At 62.1% G+C, this 16179-nt stretch carries 14 protein-coding genes; 4 read left to right on the forward strand and 10 right to left on the reverse strand.

Annotation, left to right across the window (positions count from 1 at the left end; genetic code table 11):
• The first annotated feature begins 22 nt into the window (after window positions 1-22).
• Both H2510_RS17080 and H2510_RS17085 read left to right on the forward strand, forming a co-directional pair.
• Window positions 23-2257 carry an excinuclease ABC subunit UvrA gene (locus H2510_RS17080; RefSeq protein WP_315901404.1) on the forward strand — a complete coding sequence of 745 codons (2235 nt, stop codon included), beginning with the start codon at window positions 23-25 and terminating at the stop codon, window positions 2255-2257.
• A 35-nt stretch (window positions 2258-2292) separates the two neighbouring features.
• Window positions 2293-3243 carry an ABC transporter substrate-binding protein gene (locus H2510_RS17085; protein ID WP_186629483.1) on the forward strand — a complete coding sequence of 317 codons (951 nt, stop codon included), beginning with the start codon at window positions 2293-2295 and terminating at the stop codon, window positions 3241-3243.
• 24 nt (window positions 3244-3267) lie between these two features.
• Here H2510_RS17085 and H2510_RS17090 read toward each other — a convergent pair whose 3' ends face one another.
• From H2510_RS17090 to H2510_RS17135, 10 genes are all read right to left on the reverse strand, one after another.
• Window positions 3268-4875, reverse strand: coding sequence for an MFS transporter (locus H2510_RS17090; RefSeq protein ID WP_186629484.1), 1608 nt, complete (start codon window positions 4873-4875; stop codon window positions 3268-3270).
• 77 nt (window positions 4876-4952) lie between these two features.
• The gene (locus tag H2510_RS17095) at window positions 4953-6143 is read right to left on the reverse strand and encodes a CaiB/BaiF CoA-transferase family protein (RefSeq protein ID WP_186629485.1); all 1191 of its coding nucleotides are present in this window, start codon (window positions 6141-6143) and stop codon (window positions 4953-4955) included.
• Entirely contained in the window at window positions 6140-7603 is a 1464-nt protein-coding gene (locus tag H2510_RS17100; RefSeq protein WP_186629486.1) for a dihydroorotase family protein, read from the reverse strand. Before H2510_RS17100 ends, H2510_RS17095 begins: the two co-directional genes overlap by 4 nt.
• Before the next feature lie 30 nt (window positions 7604-7633).
• Complete coding sequence (locus tag H2510_RS17105) at window positions 7634-8989, reverse strand: FAD-binding protein (protein ID WP_186629487.1); 1356 nt, start codon at window positions 8987-8989, stop codon at window positions 7634-7636.
• The gene (locus H2510_RS17110; RefSeq protein ID WP_186629488.1) at window positions 8986-9618 is read right to left on the reverse strand and encodes a hydantoin racemase; all 633 of its coding nucleotides are present in this window, start codon (window positions 9616-9618) and stop codon (window positions 8986-8988) included. Before H2510_RS17110 ends, H2510_RS17105 begins: the two co-directional genes overlap by 4 nt.
• A 13-nt stretch (window positions 9619-9631) precedes the next feature.
• Entirely contained in the window at window positions 9632-10336 is a 705-nt protein-coding gene (locus tag H2510_RS17115; protein ID WP_222438832.1) for an ABC transporter ATP-binding protein, read from the reverse strand.
• Window positions 10333-11055 (reverse strand): ABC transporter ATP-binding protein, encoded by a 723-nt coding sequence (locus tag H2510_RS17120; RefSeq protein WP_186629489.1) that lies wholly within the window; start codon window positions 11053-11055, stop codon window positions 10333-10335. The genes H2510_RS17115 and H2510_RS17120 overlap by 4 nt, the downstream gene beginning before the upstream one ends.
• A complete protein-coding gene (locus H2510_RS17125; RefSeq protein ID WP_186629490.1) occupies window positions 11052-12095 on the reverse strand; it encodes a branched-chain amino acid ABC transporter permease in 1044 nt (347 codons plus the stop codon). The genes H2510_RS17120 and H2510_RS17125 overlap by 4 nt, the downstream gene beginning before the upstream one ends.
• Window positions 12092-13081 (reverse strand): branched-chain amino acid ABC transporter permease, encoded by a 990-nt coding sequence (locus H2510_RS17130; protein ID WP_186629491.1) that lies wholly within the window; start codon window positions 13079-13081, stop codon window positions 12092-12094. The genes H2510_RS17125 and H2510_RS17130 overlap by 4 nt, the downstream gene beginning before the upstream one ends.
• A complete protein-coding gene (locus H2510_RS17135; RefSeq protein WP_186629492.1) occupies window positions 13078-14298 on the reverse strand; it encodes an ABC transporter substrate-binding protein in 1221 nt (406 codons plus the stop codon). The genes H2510_RS17130 and H2510_RS17135 overlap by 4 nt, the downstream gene beginning before the upstream one ends.
• Window positions 14299-14539: 241 nt before the next feature.
• Between H2510_RS17135 and H2510_RS17140 the strand changes: the two genes are divergently transcribed.
• A complete protein-coding gene (locus H2510_RS17140) occupies window positions 14540-15340 on the forward strand; it encodes an IclR family transcriptional regulator (protein ID WP_186629493.1) in 801 nt (266 codons plus the stop codon).
• Window positions 15337-16176, forward strand: coding sequence for a CoA ester lyase (locus tag H2510_RS17145; protein ID WP_186629494.1), 840 nt, complete (start codon window positions 15337-15339; stop codon window positions 16174-16176). The genes H2510_RS17140 and H2510_RS17145 overlap by 4 nt, the downstream gene beginning before the upstream one ends.
• Window positions 16177-16179: the final 3 nt, after the last annotated feature.

Below are 16179 nucleotides of genomic sequence, written 5' to 3' on the forward strand. Positions count from 1 at the left end.
CGACCCGCTGTCCACCATCCTTGTGCGCGGAGCACGCGAGAACAATCTCCGCGAGGTCGATCTGGACCTTCCGAAGCGAAAGCTCGTAGTCTTCGCGGGAGTTTCCGGATCGGGCAAGTCCTCCCTCGTGTTCGACACCATTGCCGCCGAAGCGCAACGGCAGATCAACTCGACGTTCACCGCTTTCGCGCAGACGTTCCTCCCGTCTTACGGACGGCCCGACGCGGACCTCATCGCCAATCTCTCGGCGGTCATCATCGTCGACCAGAAGCGGCTTTTCGGTGGGCCACGCTCCACGGTCGGCACGATCACCGACATCGGCGACTGGCTACGCATGCTGTGGTCGCGGGGAGTCACGCCGTCCATCGGGTACGCCAACGCCTTCTCCTTCAACGACCCTGCGGGTATGTGCCAGGAATGCGACGGGCTCGGCGAGGCCAAAATCGTCGATCGCGACGAACTGGTCGACGAGTCGAAGTCGCTGCGCGAGGGACCTTTCAAACATCCGGATTTCGAACCCGGCAAATGGCCGTACCGAGTTTTCGCAGATTCCGGATTGTTCGATCTCGATGTGCCCGTGGAGCAATACTCCGCCCGCGAACGCCACATCTTCTTCGACGCCAAACCAGGTGAGATCGACGTGCTCAACCCCGATGCCGTGATGAAGAGCTACGAGGGGATCCTCTCTCGCTTTCGGCGCAGCTATCTGTCCAAGGATGCCGACGCGCTCAAGGGCAAAGCGAAGCTCGCCTACGATCGCATCGTCACTCGGGGAACCTGCACGGACTGCGGCGGCACTCGATACAACGAGACCATCCGCAATGCGACATTGGAAGGCCTCTCCCTGCCCGACGCGTTTGCCATGCAGGTCTCCGATCTCGCGGACCGTATCGACACGTGGAGGCTCAAAAATCTCGATGGTCCACGTACAGAGATCGTGACTCAGCTGCGCAGACTCGTCGACCTCGGTCTGGGCTACCTCAGCCTCGACAGGGCCACGGCCTCGCTCTCCGGTGGCGAGTCGCAGCGCATCAAGATGGTCCGGCATCTCGGCGCCACCCTCAACGACATGCTCTATGTCTTCGATGAGCCCACCACGGGCTTGCATCCACGCGACGTGCATCGACTCGACGAGATGCTGCTTGCATTGCGAGACAAGGGAAATACCGTCTTGGTGGTCGAACACGATCCCGAGGTCATGTCGATTGCAGATCGCATCGTCGAAATCGGTCCCGGTGCAGGTAAAGCCGGCGGGACGGTCGTATTCGAAGGCACGTACGAAGAGCTCACCAAGGCCGACACACGTACGGGCGTCGCCCTGCGACGCGAGAATGCCACGCTCCGCACACCCAGGCTAGCGACCGGGCACCTGCACATCGTTGGGGCGAACACCCACAATCTGCAGAACGTCAGCGTCGGTATACCTCTCGGTGTCATGACTGCCGTCACCGGCGTCGCAGGCTCCGGCAAGTCGAGTCTCGTTCACGGGCATCTTCGCGAGGTTGCACCCGATGCCGTCATCATCGACCAGGCCCCGATTCGCGGATCCAGAAGATCCTCCCCTGCCACGTACACGGGTCTGCTCGATCCCATTCGCGCGTACTTCGCGAAGAGGACCGGCCAACCGGCGTCACTGTTCTCCCCCAACTCCGATGGCGCATGCTCCGATTGTCAGGGAAGCGGCGTCATCTTCACCGACCTCGGATTCACCGATCCTGTTTCGAGCACGTGTGAAACGTGTCAGGGCAGACGTTTCCGCCCCGGAGCCATCCGGCACAGCGTCGACGGCGTCAGCATCGCCGACATTTTCGAGATGTCCGTCGAAGATGCCCAGGACTTCTTCGACGTCAAGAAGATTCGCGACATTCTTCGTCGATGCGTGGACGTCGGCCTCGGCTATTTATCGCTCGGCCAGAACCTGTCGTCGTTGTCCGGTGGCGAACGCCAGCGCCTCAAACTAGCGGCCGAGCTGGTCGGATCGTCGCCGATTCTGGTGTTGGACGAGCCGACGACGGGCTTGCATCCGTCGGATGTGGCCAACCTGATCGAACTGCTGTCCGGCATGGTCGACGAGGGACGCACTGTCATCGTCATCGAACACAACCTCGACGTCGTTGCGGCTGCGGACTGGGTCATCGACCTGGGCCCGGATGGCGGCCACAACGGTGGGCTGATCACTTTCACCGGGACTGTGGCAGACCTGGTGCAGACCGAGACTCACACGGGGACATACTTGGCTCGTAGTCTCGGACGATAATTCATCTCGTCCGACGAGTTGGAGGTTAATTTTTCGTGCACTTGCGGCAATCGTTCAAGGTCATTCTCGGTACGGCAGTGCTCGCCCTCGTGGTGGGCGGATGCGCAGGGACAGCCGGTGACTCGCCGGACACGGCGACGCAGGATGCGTCGCCGTCTTCGGCCGATGGTGCGTTCCCCAAGACGGTGGTTTCCGGTCCCGCCGATTCCGGGGTCGACATCACCATCGAGTCCCGCCCGCAGTCGATCGTTTCCCTGAGCCCGACTGCAACCGAAACGTTGTTCGCCATCGGTGCGGGCGATCAGGTGGTTGCCGTCGACAGCCAATCGGACTACCCGACCGACGCGCCGAAGACCGACCTGTCGGCCTACACCCCCAGTCTCGAAGCGATCGTGGGCTACGAACCCGACCTCGTCATCGCCTCGGACGATATCGGCGGATTGGTGTCCGGCCTCGTAACTGCAAACATTCCGACGCTGCTGCTGCCCGCCGCAACGAGCATCGACGACGCCTACGCCCAGATCGAGCGAATCGGTGACGCCACCGGCCGTGAGACCGAAGCGGATGCGGTGGTCGAGCAGACTCGTACCCGCATCGACGACGCGGTCGCCAGTGTCCCCGCCGGCGAGCAGACCTATTTTCACGAACTCGATTCCGAGCTGTACACCGTGACGAGCCAGAGTTTCGTCGGCCAGCTCTACGGACTGTTCGGACTCACGAGCATCGCCGACGGCGCGGCAAGCAACTACCCACAACTCGCCGCCGAGTCGGTGGTGACCGATGATCCCGACATCATCTTCCTGGCGGATTCGCAGTGCTGCGGCGTCACCGCGGAATCGGTTGCAGCACGGCCTGGGTGGAGTTCGATGCGCGCTGTCCGTGATGGACGCATCTACACGATGGACGAGGATCTCTCGAGCCGCTGGAGCCCACGTATCGCCGACCAGGTCGAGGCAATCGCCGCGGTGCTTACCGGCAACAAGTAACCCCGACGCTCTTGCCAGATCTGCTCACCGATCTGCGGTCACCGAAGCGGAAGGCGCCTCGCGCGGGACGCTACCGGTGAAGAACAGGGCGCACACGCCGATCAATGCGGCAATGGACAAGGCCACACGTAGGGCCTCGAGGCGAGCATCGGAATTGACGTCGACGATCTGCGCGGCACTCGACTGCGGGACCGCCGCGTCGGCCAGTGCCGCCGCGAGCTGCGTGTCCGAGAGAAATGGAACGCCGCTCGCGAGTTCGGTGGTCGCCTGCGCTTTCACAGACTCTGGCACGTCGGGGTTCATCTGCACGCCGGCAACGATCGCCGCGCTCAGGGTGGCAATGAGTACCGACCCGATCAGTGCGGTTCCGAGCGATGCTCCAAGGTTGGTGGCGGTGTTCTGTAGCCCGCCGACTTCCGCGCTCTGCGAATCCGGCACTGCGGAGACGGTAATGGCACCGAGCTGCGATGCCAACGCCCCGAGTCCCAGTCCCAGCAGGACCATCGGCACCGCCACGATGCTCGCATTGGCTCCGGGATCCAATCCGGTGACCAGTACGAGAATGCCGACGATCATCGCCCCCCAACCCAATCGGACTACGCGACGAGGGTTGGCGCGGGGCCAGAGCTTGGGAATCCCTGCGGCCGCGAGGAGGAGTGCGACCGAGAGTGGGAGGATTCGAAGCCCGGTCTGCAGTGCACTCAATTCCAGGACCACGGACAGGAACAACGGCACCGTGAAGAAGACGCCGGCTTGGACGGTGAACTGCGCAAAGAACATCGTGAGGCCGCCGGAAAGTTGCCGGTTGCGGAGCACCTTGGGATCGATCAGCGGCTCCCGTCCGGTCTCGGCAAGGTGCGTCTGCCATCTCATGAACACGTACAGGAGCAACGCGCCGGTCAACAGCAGCCAGATCACCGGGGACAGTCCTGCTATCTCGGCACCGCCCGGGGTGGGACGAATCCATCCCCACTCCCCCGATCGAAGAACTCCATAGACGATCATTCCCAGGCTTACCACCGACAGTGCGGAGCCGACCAGATCGAGTCGGACGCGGACCGGCGGGACGTCATTGATGCGGCGCAGCACCAGTACGATCGCCACGACGAGAAAAGCCTCGCCGACGAAGACGTACCGCCACGAAGCGAACGTGGTGACCGCACCCCCGATAAGCGGGCCCGCTGCCACGGCCATTGCACCTGCGGCGGCAACCAAACCGTATGCGGCAGCTCGCTTTTCGGGCGGAAAATTAGCCGCGACCAAAGCGACGATCGCCGGCATGATCAGCGCCGCGCCCACGCCTTCGAGGAAAGACCACCCGATCAACAGCACCGTAAGATTGGGAGCCGCTGCAGTGGTCAACGTCCCGACCCCGTAGATCACGAGTCCGAGTGCGAAAGCTCTACGCCTTCCCACAATGGTGCCGATCTTGCCGCCGGTGATCATCAGCGTCGCCATGACGAGCGTGTACAGGGTGATCGCGGTTTGAATGCCCGTAATCGTGGTGTCGAGATCCTCGGCCACCGTAGCCATCGACACGTTCATGACCGAACTGTCCAGAGTCATCAGGAACTGGCTCGAGGCCAGCACCGTCAGCACCAGACCCGAGCCAGTCTTCGTTGTGGCAGTCATGGACACCCCTGTTGTAGGGAGCCAGTATTGCGCAGCTCGATCCGCCGGAGATCACCCGTTCTGGGTGACTACTGCGGCTAGACGACGCCCGACCTGTGCAGTTCCTCGATCGAATCCGCACTGCAACCCAACTCCGCGAGGACCTCGTCGGTGTCGGCGCCGTGTGCACGCCCGGTGTGCCGGATGCTGCCGGGACTGTCGCCCATGCGCCACATGACGTTCTGCATGCGGACAGGACCCAAATCCTCATCCTCGACGGTGGTCACCATCTCGATCGCGTTCACCTGCGGGTCATCGAGTAGTTCACTCGGCTTGTACACCGGAGCCACAGCAGCACCGGCCTTTTCGAACTCGGCAACGACTTCGTCACGGGTTCGATCTCCGATCCAACCACCCACGTATCCGTCGAGTAGATCGGCGTGCGCGGCACGCTCACGCCCCGTCGCGAACCACGGTTCGTCGATGACCTCCGCGTGACCGACCAACCGCAACACCCGCTCGGCGATCGAGTTCGCGCTCGTGGAGATGGCCAGCCAGAAACCATCGGAGGTCTTGTAGAGATTTCGCGGTGCATTGTTGCTCGATCGATTGCCTGTGCGCTCGAGATCGATCCCGAGCTGATCGGCGTAGATGATCCCCGGCCCCACCGCAGTCATGATCGGACTCAGCAAATCCAAGTCGATGACCTGGCCTTTACCGCCGTTGTTCGTTCGATGCAGTAGTGCCATGGACACCGCGGACGAGCCTGCGATTCCGGCCAGCGAATCGGCGAGGCCGAAGGCCGGCAACGTCGGCGGCCCGTCGGCAGGACCGGTCAGGTGCGCGAATCCACTCATCGATTCGACAAGCGTTCCGAACGCGGGGCGCTTCGAGTAGGGCCCGGTTTGGCCGAAGCCTGTCACGCGCAACAGGATCAACCCAGGGTTGTCCGCCGACAACACGTCGTACCCGAGACCCCAGCGCTCCAACGTGCCAGGCCGGAAGTTCTCGACCACGACGTCGGCCTCGGCGACGAGACGGCGAAAGATCTCTGCACCCTTCTCCTCACCCAGGTTCAACGTCATGGTTCGCTTGTTGCGGCTCACCATCGTCCACCACAGCGGGTGACCGTCCTTGTCCAACCCGTGCCCGCGCATGCCGTCGGGCCGGGTCGGATGTTCGATCTTGATGACCTCGGCACCGAAATCACCGAGGATCTGCGCTACCAAGGGTCCGGCGAGAATCGTGGAGATGTCGAGGACTTTGATGCCCTCGAGTGGGCCGGTCACTTGTACGGGCGATGCAGGTAGCGGCCGGCCGGGCTGCCGGATATCGAGCCGTCGGCCAGCACACGCTGTCCCCGGACGAAGGTGTCGGTCACCTTCGCTCCCAGCTCGAAGCCCTCGAACGGGGTGTACTCCTGAGTCGACTCCGAGTCTTCCGGACGCACGGTCCAGGTGTGATCCGGGTCCACGAGTGCGATGTCCGCGTCCATGCCGACGGCGATGTCGCCCTTACCCGGAAGTCCGTAGCGCGAAGCTGGATTGAGCGAAGTGAGCTCGGCGATACGACGCCAGCTGAGTCCACGTTTGCGGCCTTCGGAGACCAAACCGGGAAGCAGGTACTCGGCACCACCGAATCCGGATTTCGCGGCGAAGATGTCACCACGATCTTCGGCGAACTTCTTCTCGTCCTTGCAGCACGCGTGATCGCTGACGACCCAGTCGATGTCACCGGCGAGCAGGTGCTCCCACAGTGCTTCGACGTCGTCCCGGGGGCGAAGTGGCGGGTTGACCTTGCCGCCGAGTCCGTAGGCGGTCTCGATATCGGCCAACAGGTGTCCGATGGTGACCTCACGACGGAAATTGACGTGCGGGAACGCTTTTGCCATCCGCATCGCGGCCGTCATTGCCTTACGCGAAGACAGGTGCAGCAAGTTGATGTTCGGCAACTGCGTCTCGTCTGCGAGGAACGCCGCGATGGTGACCGCAAGTCCCTCGGAATGCGGTGGGCGGGACGCGCTGTAGGCGGCGAGGCCCTGCAGGGTTCCTTCTTCTTCGACGATCTTGGTGTAGGCACTCATGATCTCGGCGGTCTCACAGTGCAGCGACAGCGAGATGTGCTCGGCCTTGTCGCCCAACTGTTCACGAGCTGCTTGGATTCCACGCATGACGAATTCGAAATGCGCCAGGTCGTAACGCTCACCTTCCGGCGTCATAAGGAACTCGCTCTGATCGACGCTGCGCCCGTGCAAGCCATGGCTGCCGTAGAACATGAAGATCTTGAACGAGGTCACGCCGTGGTCGGCGATGAGTGACGGGATCTCCGCGATGTGCTCTTTCGACATCGGTGCCAGGTGGTACGCGTAGTCGACGTACGGGCGTCCCTCGGTTGCTTCGAGGACCTTCGGGAACACATCCGCATAGGACCCACCGGTGTTCATGTAGTACTGCCCGGTGCGCATGTAGGACAACGACGTCGTCACACCGCCCTGCACACAGGCACGGGACTCGGTTTCGGCGTCTTCACCGAGCGGGTTGTAGATACCCCAGTGTTGGTGTGCGTCGACCACTCCGGGGAAGGCGATCTTGCCTGCAGCATCGATCACGGTGTCCGCCGCGTCGGCAGGAATACCTGCTTCGATTCGGGTGAACTTGCCGTCTTCGATGAGCAGGTCGAGGAGTTCACCGTCTTCGGGAGCATCCGAGCCTGGACGGACTACACGTGCATTGGTGATCAACGTAGACATCTGGTGGATCCTTTCGAAATGGGGAGAAAATTAGATGTACCCGGCGGCGAGGTACGCCAGGCCGAGAGCAGGTAGCAGTCCGTTACCCGCAAGGTAGCCCGCGGCACCGTGACCGGAGATTCCCATCGCCGCACCGCCCGACGCGAACAACCCGTCGATAGCCGTGCCCGACGGGCGCAGCACCCGAGCGTTCTCGTCGACGACGAGTCCACCTTGGGTGTGGAACAACGCTGGCACGATCTTGATCGCTGCATACGGCGCCGCCAGCGTGTGCTCGAAAGAGGTGCGACCGTACGGATCTGCGACTATGCCCCGGGCAACGCTGTCGAGAGTTGAAAGTTCTTCTACGACTGCGTCCGACGGTAGACCCGTCGCCTCGGCAAGCTCCGCGGCACCGTCCGCCCAGAGAACCGCACCCGACTGTACAGTCTGTCGAAAGTCTGTGAAGGACAAGCACTTTTCGTAGATCGAGCGGTCGATGACGATCCAGCCCTCGGAGTGTGGTCGGGCAGCGAGAGCGGCTGCGTACTCGGAGTAGCCGGTGGTCTCGTCACCGAACCGTCGGCCTTCCAGATCGAGTACGACACCACCGTGCATCACCGTTGCCCAACCGACGAGCGTTCCTGCTTTCTTCGACAGCGCCGCATGCCCTTGGTAGGAATCGAGGAACCTCGACTCGGCGCCCAGTTGCGCGCCGATGCTCAGCGCATCGCCTACCGAATATTCGCTGCCGTGATACCGAGCCGCAGCAATCTCCGGAACGTAGTCGGCGACCAGTTCAGGAGCGGCACCGTAACCGTTGGTGGCCAACAAAACAGACCTCGTCGGTATCGATTCGGTGCTGCCGTCGGGCAGTGCGATCACCACACCGTCGACTCTGCCTTCGACATCGACCGTGACCTCGGTGAGCCGAGCCGGCACCAACAGATCGATCCTCGGCTCGTCGGCGACTGCGCGGACGAGATGATCGACGATCGCGGTACCGTGACGGCCCTCGACTGTGTGGCAACGCAATTGCGAGTGACCTGGATAGGAAAAGTCGGTGACGAGTTCCAGCGGCATCTTCAGGTAGTCGGCCAACCATTCCACCAGTGGCGCGCTGACATTAGCCAAAGTGTGAGCAAGACCTTCGTCGGCCGTACCTTTGGTTTTACGGAGGATGTCGTCGAAAAATTGTCCTGGCGAATCGTCGATCCCGGACTCACGCTGCCAGCGCGATCCGGCCCCTGGAATCATGGCCGTCGACATCGCGGTGTTGTTGCCACGCTTGAAGTGCTCGCTCGCCTCGACGACCAAGACATCGAGCCCACGTTGGGCGGCCCGAAGCGCAGCGACGAGACCGCCGCCCGCTCCTGCCACGACGAGGTCGGGTCCGTTCTCGCTCATCCCGACGTCACCCATCTCGACTGCAGCCCCAAAAGTTGTAAGGCAATCGCAGTGGGGTCAACGACCAGTGGTCGTACGGGGGGATCCGTCAGTTCCACCGCCGAACAGGCATTGATTGCGACGTCGCAGGTCATCGATGCCGCACGCCCGGCCACCGCGCGGCCCCAGGCCTGCGAGTCGGCGATATCGGCAACATCGAGGCCGAGGACTTTCGTCGGGTCGGCAATGATGTCGTAGGACGCCAGTCGGGAGTCCAATTCTGCTGCGATGGCCTCGTTTCGAGCCAGTGCGCCGACGTGGAGACCCTGCGAAAGGAAGAACGAGGCCGTCAGTCGTGACAATCCGTACAGCGGACGCGCGAAAGAATCCGCTTGTTCCGCACATGGATCGAGAACGCAGTCTGGTAGAAATCCGTCGAATCCGGTCGGATCGACTGTCCGAAATGCCTCTGCAAGAACCTTTTCCGACGCTCGGATCTCCTCTTCGGTGTCGAGTGCCGAAGGTGCGACTGCGCCGATGTTGCGTAGTTCGACGGACACGGTCTCCGGTGCGAGCTGATCGTAGCGTTCCTGTCGACGACGCAGTTCTGCGTCGTCGACATCGATGGGAGTGAAAGCCAAGAGGCGCATGTGGGCGTAACTCCTAAATTCCGAGGTAGGCGGCCTTGACGCGATCGTCGTGAGCAAGCTCGGATCCTGTGCCTGTGAGCACGATCGAGCCGCTCTCGATCACGTAGGCGCGATCGGAGATGTCGAGCGCTTGAGCGGCGTTCTGTTCGACGATGAGCACTGTCACACCGGTATCGCGGATACGCACGATTGCGTCCAGAACCTGAGCGGCCAATTTGGGGGCCAACCCCACCGATGGTTCGTCGAGCGTGAGAAGCCGGGGCTTCGCCATCAACGCACGACCGATGGCAAGCATCTGTTGCTGTCCGCCGGACATGGTGGCGGCGAGCTGATCACGACGCTCGGCGAGGATGGGGAACAAGTCGTATACCTGGTCCAGGGACTCCTTGACCGTAGTGCGCTTCTGTGTGTACGCACCCATTTCGAGATTCTCGAAGACCGGCAGGGCACCGAACAGTGCACGGTCCTGTGCGACATGGACCAAGCCCGCCTTGACGATCCGGTCGGCTCGCATCCCGTGAATTGGAACCCCGTCCAACACGATTCGGCCACCGGTCGGTGAGACCAGCCCCGACAATGCTCGCAAGGTCGTCGTCTTGCCTGCGCCGTTCGCGCCGATGAGCGACACGATTTCGTTCTTTGCGATGGACATATCCAGTCCATGCAGAATTTCCAGACGCCGATATCCGGCGTGCAAGTTGTCGATCTCGAGCATCATGCCGTCTTCTCCTCACCGAGATATGCCTCGACGACGCGGCTGTCCTCGATGACCGTGCGTGGATCCCCCGAGGTCAACACCGCACCTTCGTGCATGACGACGAGGCGCTCGGAAAGCGCCATGACAGCCGCCATGATGTGTTCGACGAACAACACGGTCTGGCCCTCGTCGTGCAGAGTGCGCAGCAACTCGATCATCGGTGCCCGCTCGGCTGGTACCAATCCGGCGAGTACCTCGTCGAGCAGCACGACACGTGGCTCCATGGCCAGGGCACGTGCCAGCTCTAGCCGTTTGAGACCGGCAGTGGACATGGTCGACACTTTGCCGCCGACCTGATCCGAGAGTTGCACTCGATCGAGTACCTCGAGTGCATGTCGGCGCGCGTCCTTGCGCGAGCGACGCTTGCTCAGCGCTGCAACGGTGACGTTCTCGAGCACGGACATGGATTCGAACGGTCGCATGAGCTGGAAGGTTCGAACGAGTCCGCTGCGTGCGATCTTGTTGGCCGGCCAACCGGTGATGTCTTTGCCGTCGAAAATGATTCGGCCCTGGGTGGGTAATTGCTCACCGGACAGAAGCGAGAACAGTGTGGTCTTCCCCGCACCGTTGGGACCGATGATGCCCAGAAATTCGTGCTCGGAAACGTCCAGGGTGACGTCTCGCACGGCATGAATTCCGGAGAAGGATTTACTCAGACCTTCGATGCTCAGCAGGCTCATCGAAACCACCTCTCACGGATAGTGCCGAAGATTCCCTTGGGTAGAAATATGACGATCAGGATCAAAATCACCGAGTAGACCGCTACGTCGAGACCGATTGCGCCATCGAGGAATCCGAGGAATCCCGGTGGGTTGCGCAGCAATTCGTTGATGATCTCGGACAGCGGCCCGATTACTGCGGCGCCGAGGACCGGGCCCCAGATCGTGCCGATTCCACCGATGACGGCAGGAACGATGGCTTCCACCGATACCGCGGATCCGAAGGCCTGTTCCGGACCGACGAAGAAGTAGTACTGCGTGTAGTACACGCCGGCGACCGCGATAAGTGCACAGCTGGCTGCGACCGCGATGAGGCGGTACTTCATCGTATCGATGCCCAGCGACGCGGCTGCGGTCTCGTCGTCGCGCACCGCTTGCACGAACTGGCCCGCTCGGGACCGCACGTAGAAGATGGTGCCGAGCACGGCAAGCGCGAGAATCACCAACGGGATCCAGATGTAGTTGGGACTGCCCTTCTCGAACTGCAGCATCCACCACGAATCACGAGGCAGGAGCGGCACATTGAATCCTTCGGTCTTGTGGAAGACCTCCAGGTTCTGCACCAGCAACAGGAACATCTGCGCAAAGGCGAAGGTAGCCAACGCAAAATACGAACCGGCGAGCCGATAGCGCAGACACAGATAGGCGAGCAGCGTTCCGACCGAGGCCGAGATCACCGCGGCGACCGCCATCGAGATCCAGGGCGAAATTCCGTGATCCACCAGCAGGTAGGCCCCGGTATACGCACCGATTCCGAAGAACGCGGCGTGGCCGAAGCTGAACATCCCGCCGAAGCCGCTCATGATGTTCCACGCCACTGCCATGAGTGCGAAGATCAGCGTCCGAACGGCAACGGTCTGAGCTTGTTCACCGAGAATCAGTGGCAGCGCCGCTACGACGACGAAGCCGATGACGAGCGTGATGAGCTGTCGTTTCAGCCAGGTGTCTTTCAATCGAGAATCTTCTGGCACCGACGTAGGTGCTGTCACAGTGGCGGTCATCGGCGGGCTCCGTACAATCCTTCGGGCTTGAGAAACAGGACGAGGATGAACACCGCGAACACCAGGATGAGTGATCCGGTACCGGGGAGGAAGAGAGCTCCGACCGTCTGCACCAGGCCGATCACCAAACCACCGATCACGGCACCGACGACGCTTCCGAGACCGCCGAGCACGACGATGACGAACGCGAGGATGGTGAACTGCTCTCCCACCGACGGCGTGAGACTGGTGAACGGGGTCATCAATCCCCCGGCTACGGCGACGCATGCCGCACCGATGCCGAAGGTCAGGGCGTAGACGCGGCCGATGTCGACTCCGACGAGTTTGGCTCCTTCGGAGTTCGACGCCACTGCGCGGATGGACAGCCCGAGCGGGGTGCGCTTGAGCACAGCAGTCAATGCGACGGCGACGAGAGCCGCTCCGACGAAGGCCAGAACCCGCGGCCACGACGCCACGGCTCCGAGAATCGAGACCGAACCGTCGATCGGGGCTTGAACCGATTTGGGCCTTCCTCCGAAAATCATCAGCAAGACGTTGATGATGAGCAGAGACAGACCGAGCGTGACCAGTAGTGGGCCGTCGTGGCTGCCGCTGATCGTCAGCTTGGTCAGCAGCGTTGCCTGCACGATCATGCCGAACACGAACATCAGCGGCACCGCGATGACGGTGGCGAGATACACCGGCAGCCCGGCGGTGGACAGTGCGTACACGATGTACATCGCCATCGTCAGCATCGCGCCCTGGGCGAAGTTCACGATGCCCAGTACTCCGAAGATCAGTGTCAGACCGACCGAGATCAGTGCGTACACGCCACCGAGAAGCAGTCCTGAAACCAGTGACTGGGTCACCAGCCCTTGATCCTTGCCACCCACGAGATAAATGACCGCCATGATCACCACGACGACGGCTGCCACGCCCACTGCGGGGTTCATCCCCGTCAGCGTGCGCCGCTTGACCGGTGCCGTCGCAGTCGCTGCGTCGGTCACTGTCCGGCCCCGACCGGGAACTCGATTGCTTCCGTGGCGAATTCCTCTGGGAAGACCTGCGCTACTGCACCATCGCGGACCTGCATGACGATGACCGTTGCGTTCTTGTTCTGACCGGTCTCGTCGAACTCGATGGGTCCGTTGAACGCGAGCAGTGGATCTTCGATGGAGACACCGGAAATGGCGTCGCGCAAAGCTTCTGGATCGGTGTCCTTACCATCCTCGAGACCTGCCGCGATGACCTCGACGGCTTGGTAGGACAGCATCGCCGCGGTCTCCATCGGGCGTCCGAACTGCTGCTGGAAGCGGCCTCGGATCTCGTTGGTGCGCTCGCTCGTCGCGTCGAAGTGGTAGTTGGCGCTGAGCACGCCCTCACCGGCAGCTCCGGCCGCCGCGGGGAAAGAGCTGTCGTCGAACGCGCCGTTGGCAATTCCGTAGACGCCCTTGACCTTCAAGTTCAGCTGCTGCACAGCCTTGGCGATGAGCAGACCATCCGGGAAGTAACCGGTCGCGACGATGACGTCGGGGTTACTGACGGCTGCTTCCCGAACCTGAGTGGTTGCGTCGGAGAAGTTCGTTGCTGGATAGGTGATTTCCTGCACCGAGGAGATGCCCTGGTTGGCTGCCTCGGCTTCGAATGCGTTGAAGACGCTGTCTCCGAACGATCCTTCGATGTGCAGGTAGGACACCTTGTCGATGGACTGTCCGGTCTGCTGCTCGATAGCCGCCAATGCCTTGGCGCCGTCGGTTCCCATGCTGGACGCGTTGGGCTGCATACGGAACGAGTACTGGTATCCCTGATCGAGAATCTTGTCGTCCACGGCGACATCGATGACGAGAGGCACGCGGGACCGTTCGGCTACCGAGGCGACATTCTGCGTGACGTCACTCTGATAGGTGCCGACGAGTGCGACGGCACCGTCGTCGATCAACCGCTGCGCCTCACTCTGCCCGACCTCGGCCTTGCCCTGACTGTCGCCGGAGACGAGCTCCAACTGACGGCCTTCGAGTGAGGAGATTCCGCCGGCGGCGTTGATATCGGCAACCGCCAATGCGGCCCCGTCGTTCATCAATCCACCGACCCCCGCGAGGGCACCGGTGGTGGGATGAACGGAGCCGATCTTGATGGAGCCCGAGTCGTCGGACCCTGATGAGGATCCACACGCTGCTGCACCCATTACCGCGACGGCTGTCAGCACGCCTACAAGCTTCTTCATTGTCTGCCTTTCGCGCCCACGAGGCGTCGAGTCGAACCGTCTCTCACTGCGTCAAGCGTTCCGCTCAGCGCACCCGAGAATCGGTGATCTATTCGCGTGAAACCGAGTATGGCACGCATCACGTCCATAGAACAGCATCTTTGATGAAATTCTTGTTACGCGTACGGTTCGCTCAGCGGAACGCTAGAGTCGACCCGCTTGGTGAACCACAATTTCCCCCTGAATCCGGAAGGATGGCCGAATGGTCACGCCGCCCAGCTCCACATCACTGGCCGAAACATCCACCGGCACAGAGTCAGCAGATCGTGTGGCAGATGTGCTCCTCGCATTCGCACAGTCCGACCGCGCGCTCGGAGTATCCGAAATCGCCCGACGCCTGCACCTGAGCAAAGCCGTCGTGCATCGGATTCTGCAGTCGCTGGCCTCACGCTCGATCGTGCAACCGATGGCCGGCGAATCGACGTACTCGCTCGGCCCAGCTGCAATAGGCCTCGGCATGAAGGCATGGAGCCAACTCGACGTCCGATCGATCGCCGCCCCGGTGCTTCGGACACTGCGCGCGGAAACCCGTGAAACGGCGACCCTGTCCGTTCTCGTCGGCCACCGGCGCGTCTATCTGGATCAGTACGAAAGTCCACAGGAAGTGAAGATGGTCGTCGAGATCGGTCCCCAGTTCCCGCTGCACTCGGGGGCATCGAGCCGCGCAATCCTCGCCTTCCTTCCGGACCACTTCGCCGTCGAAGCACTCGAGGAACTTCAGGGAACCACCCCCGACGTCGACGCTGTGTCCTTTCGTGAGCGTCTCGCCGAGATCCGCGACATCGGATACGCGACATCGATCAACGAAAGAAACACGGGCGCGGCCTCCATCGCTGCACCGTTCTTCGACGCGTCCAATCATGTTCTGGGCTCGGTCAGTTCCTCCGGCCCTGCTTTCCGCTACGCCTCGACCGCGGACGAGCAACATGCCATCCATGCCCGCCAGGTGGTCACCGCAGCTCGGTCGATCACCCAGATTCTGGAAGCTCGTGCTACTCGATGACTCGCACAGATTCTCGCTCGTTCCTCTATGTCCCCGCAATCAAGCCCGCACTCTTCGACAAAGCTGTCCGCGGTGACACGGACGCCGTTATCATCGACCTCGAAGATTCGGTACCCCTGTCCCAGAAGGCAAGTGCACGAGAAGCCGTCAGCGAATGGTTGAATTCGCGCGAGCCTACGGGCGCCGAGATATGGGTCCGGGTCACTCCCGAATTTCTGGCAGAGGACCTCGACGCGGCCGCTCAGTCCGGTGTCGCGGGCATAATGATCGCCAAATGCTCGACCGCCACGCTGGCCCGCGCGGACGCGCTCCTCACCGAACTCGAGTCGACACGCAAGCTGGACACCCTCGCCGTGATCGGGTTACTCGAAACTGCCGACGCCTTACGCTCCATTGCCGCGATGGCCAAATACGCGCGTGTTCGCACCTTCGGAATCGGCGAGGTGGACCTGCTCGCCGACCTGCGCATCGCGCGCACCCCGGATACCGAAGCCGTGATCGACACCATCCGCATGCAGGTCGTCATAGGTTGCGCTGCAGCATCTCTGGCCGCTCCCATTGCCCCGACGTCGACAAACTTCCGTGACCTCGACGGCTTCGTGATCACCACCCAGCACTTCGTGGACATGGGCTTCCGCGCCCGCACAGCACTGCACCCGAGCCAGGTTCCCATCATCAACGCGGCTTTGACGCCGTCGGACGAAACAATCGCCTCGGCGCGCCGATTGGTGGAACTGTACGAACTGTCCGACGGCGGTCCGACTGTGGACGACCATGGCCGCTTCGTCGACGAAGCCGTGATGCGCGGGGCGCGGGAAGTCCTGGCTCGGGCGTAATCA

It is taken from the genome of Rhodococcus sp. BP22 (genome assembly GCF_014281965.1).
In the GTDB taxonomy this organism is placed as follows: Bacteria; Actinomycetota; Actinomycetes; order Mycobacteriales; family Mycobacteriaceae; genus Rhodococcoides.

Coding starts and splice junctions, on each gene's coding strand:
- H2510_RS17090 (WP_186629484.1), bottom strand. CDS start 4,875: ATGACTGCCACAACGAAGACTGGCTCGGGTCTGGTGCTGACGGTGCTG.
- H2510_RS17100 (WP_186629486.1), bottom strand. CDS start 7,603: ATGTCTACGTTGATCACCAATGCACGTGTAGTCCGTCCAGGCTCGGAT.
- H2510_RS17105 (WP_186629487.1), bottom strand. CDS start 8,989: ATGAGCGAGAACGGACCCGACCTCGTCGTGGCAGGAGCGGGCGGCGGT.
- H2510_RS17110 (WP_186629488.1), bottom strand. CDS start 9,618: ATGCGCCTCTTGGCTTTCACTCCCATCGATGTCGACGACGCAGAACTG.
- H2510_RS17115 (WP_222438832.1), bottom strand. CDS start 10,336: ATGATGCTCGAGATCGACAACTTGCACGCCGGATATCGGCGTCTGGAA.
- H2510_RS17120 (WP_186629489.1), bottom strand. CDS start 11,055: ATGAGCCTGCTGAGCATCGAAGGTCTGAGTAAATCCTTCTCCGGAATT.
- H2510_RS17125 (WP_186629490.1), bottom strand. CDS start 12,095: ATGACCGCCACTGTGACAGCACCTACGTCGGTGCCAGAAGATTCTCGA.
- H2510_RS17135 (WP_186629492.1), bottom strand. CDS start 14,298: ATGAAGAAGCTTGTAGGCGTGCTGACAGCCGTCGCGGTAATGGGTGCA.
- H2510_RS17140 (WP_186629493.1), top strand. CDS start 14,540: ATGGTCACGCCGCCCAGCTCCACATCACTGGCCGAAACATCCACCGGC.
- H2510_RS17145 (WP_186629494.1), top strand. CDS start 15,337: ATGACTCGCACAGATTCTCGCTCGTTCCTCTATGTCCCCGCAATCAAG.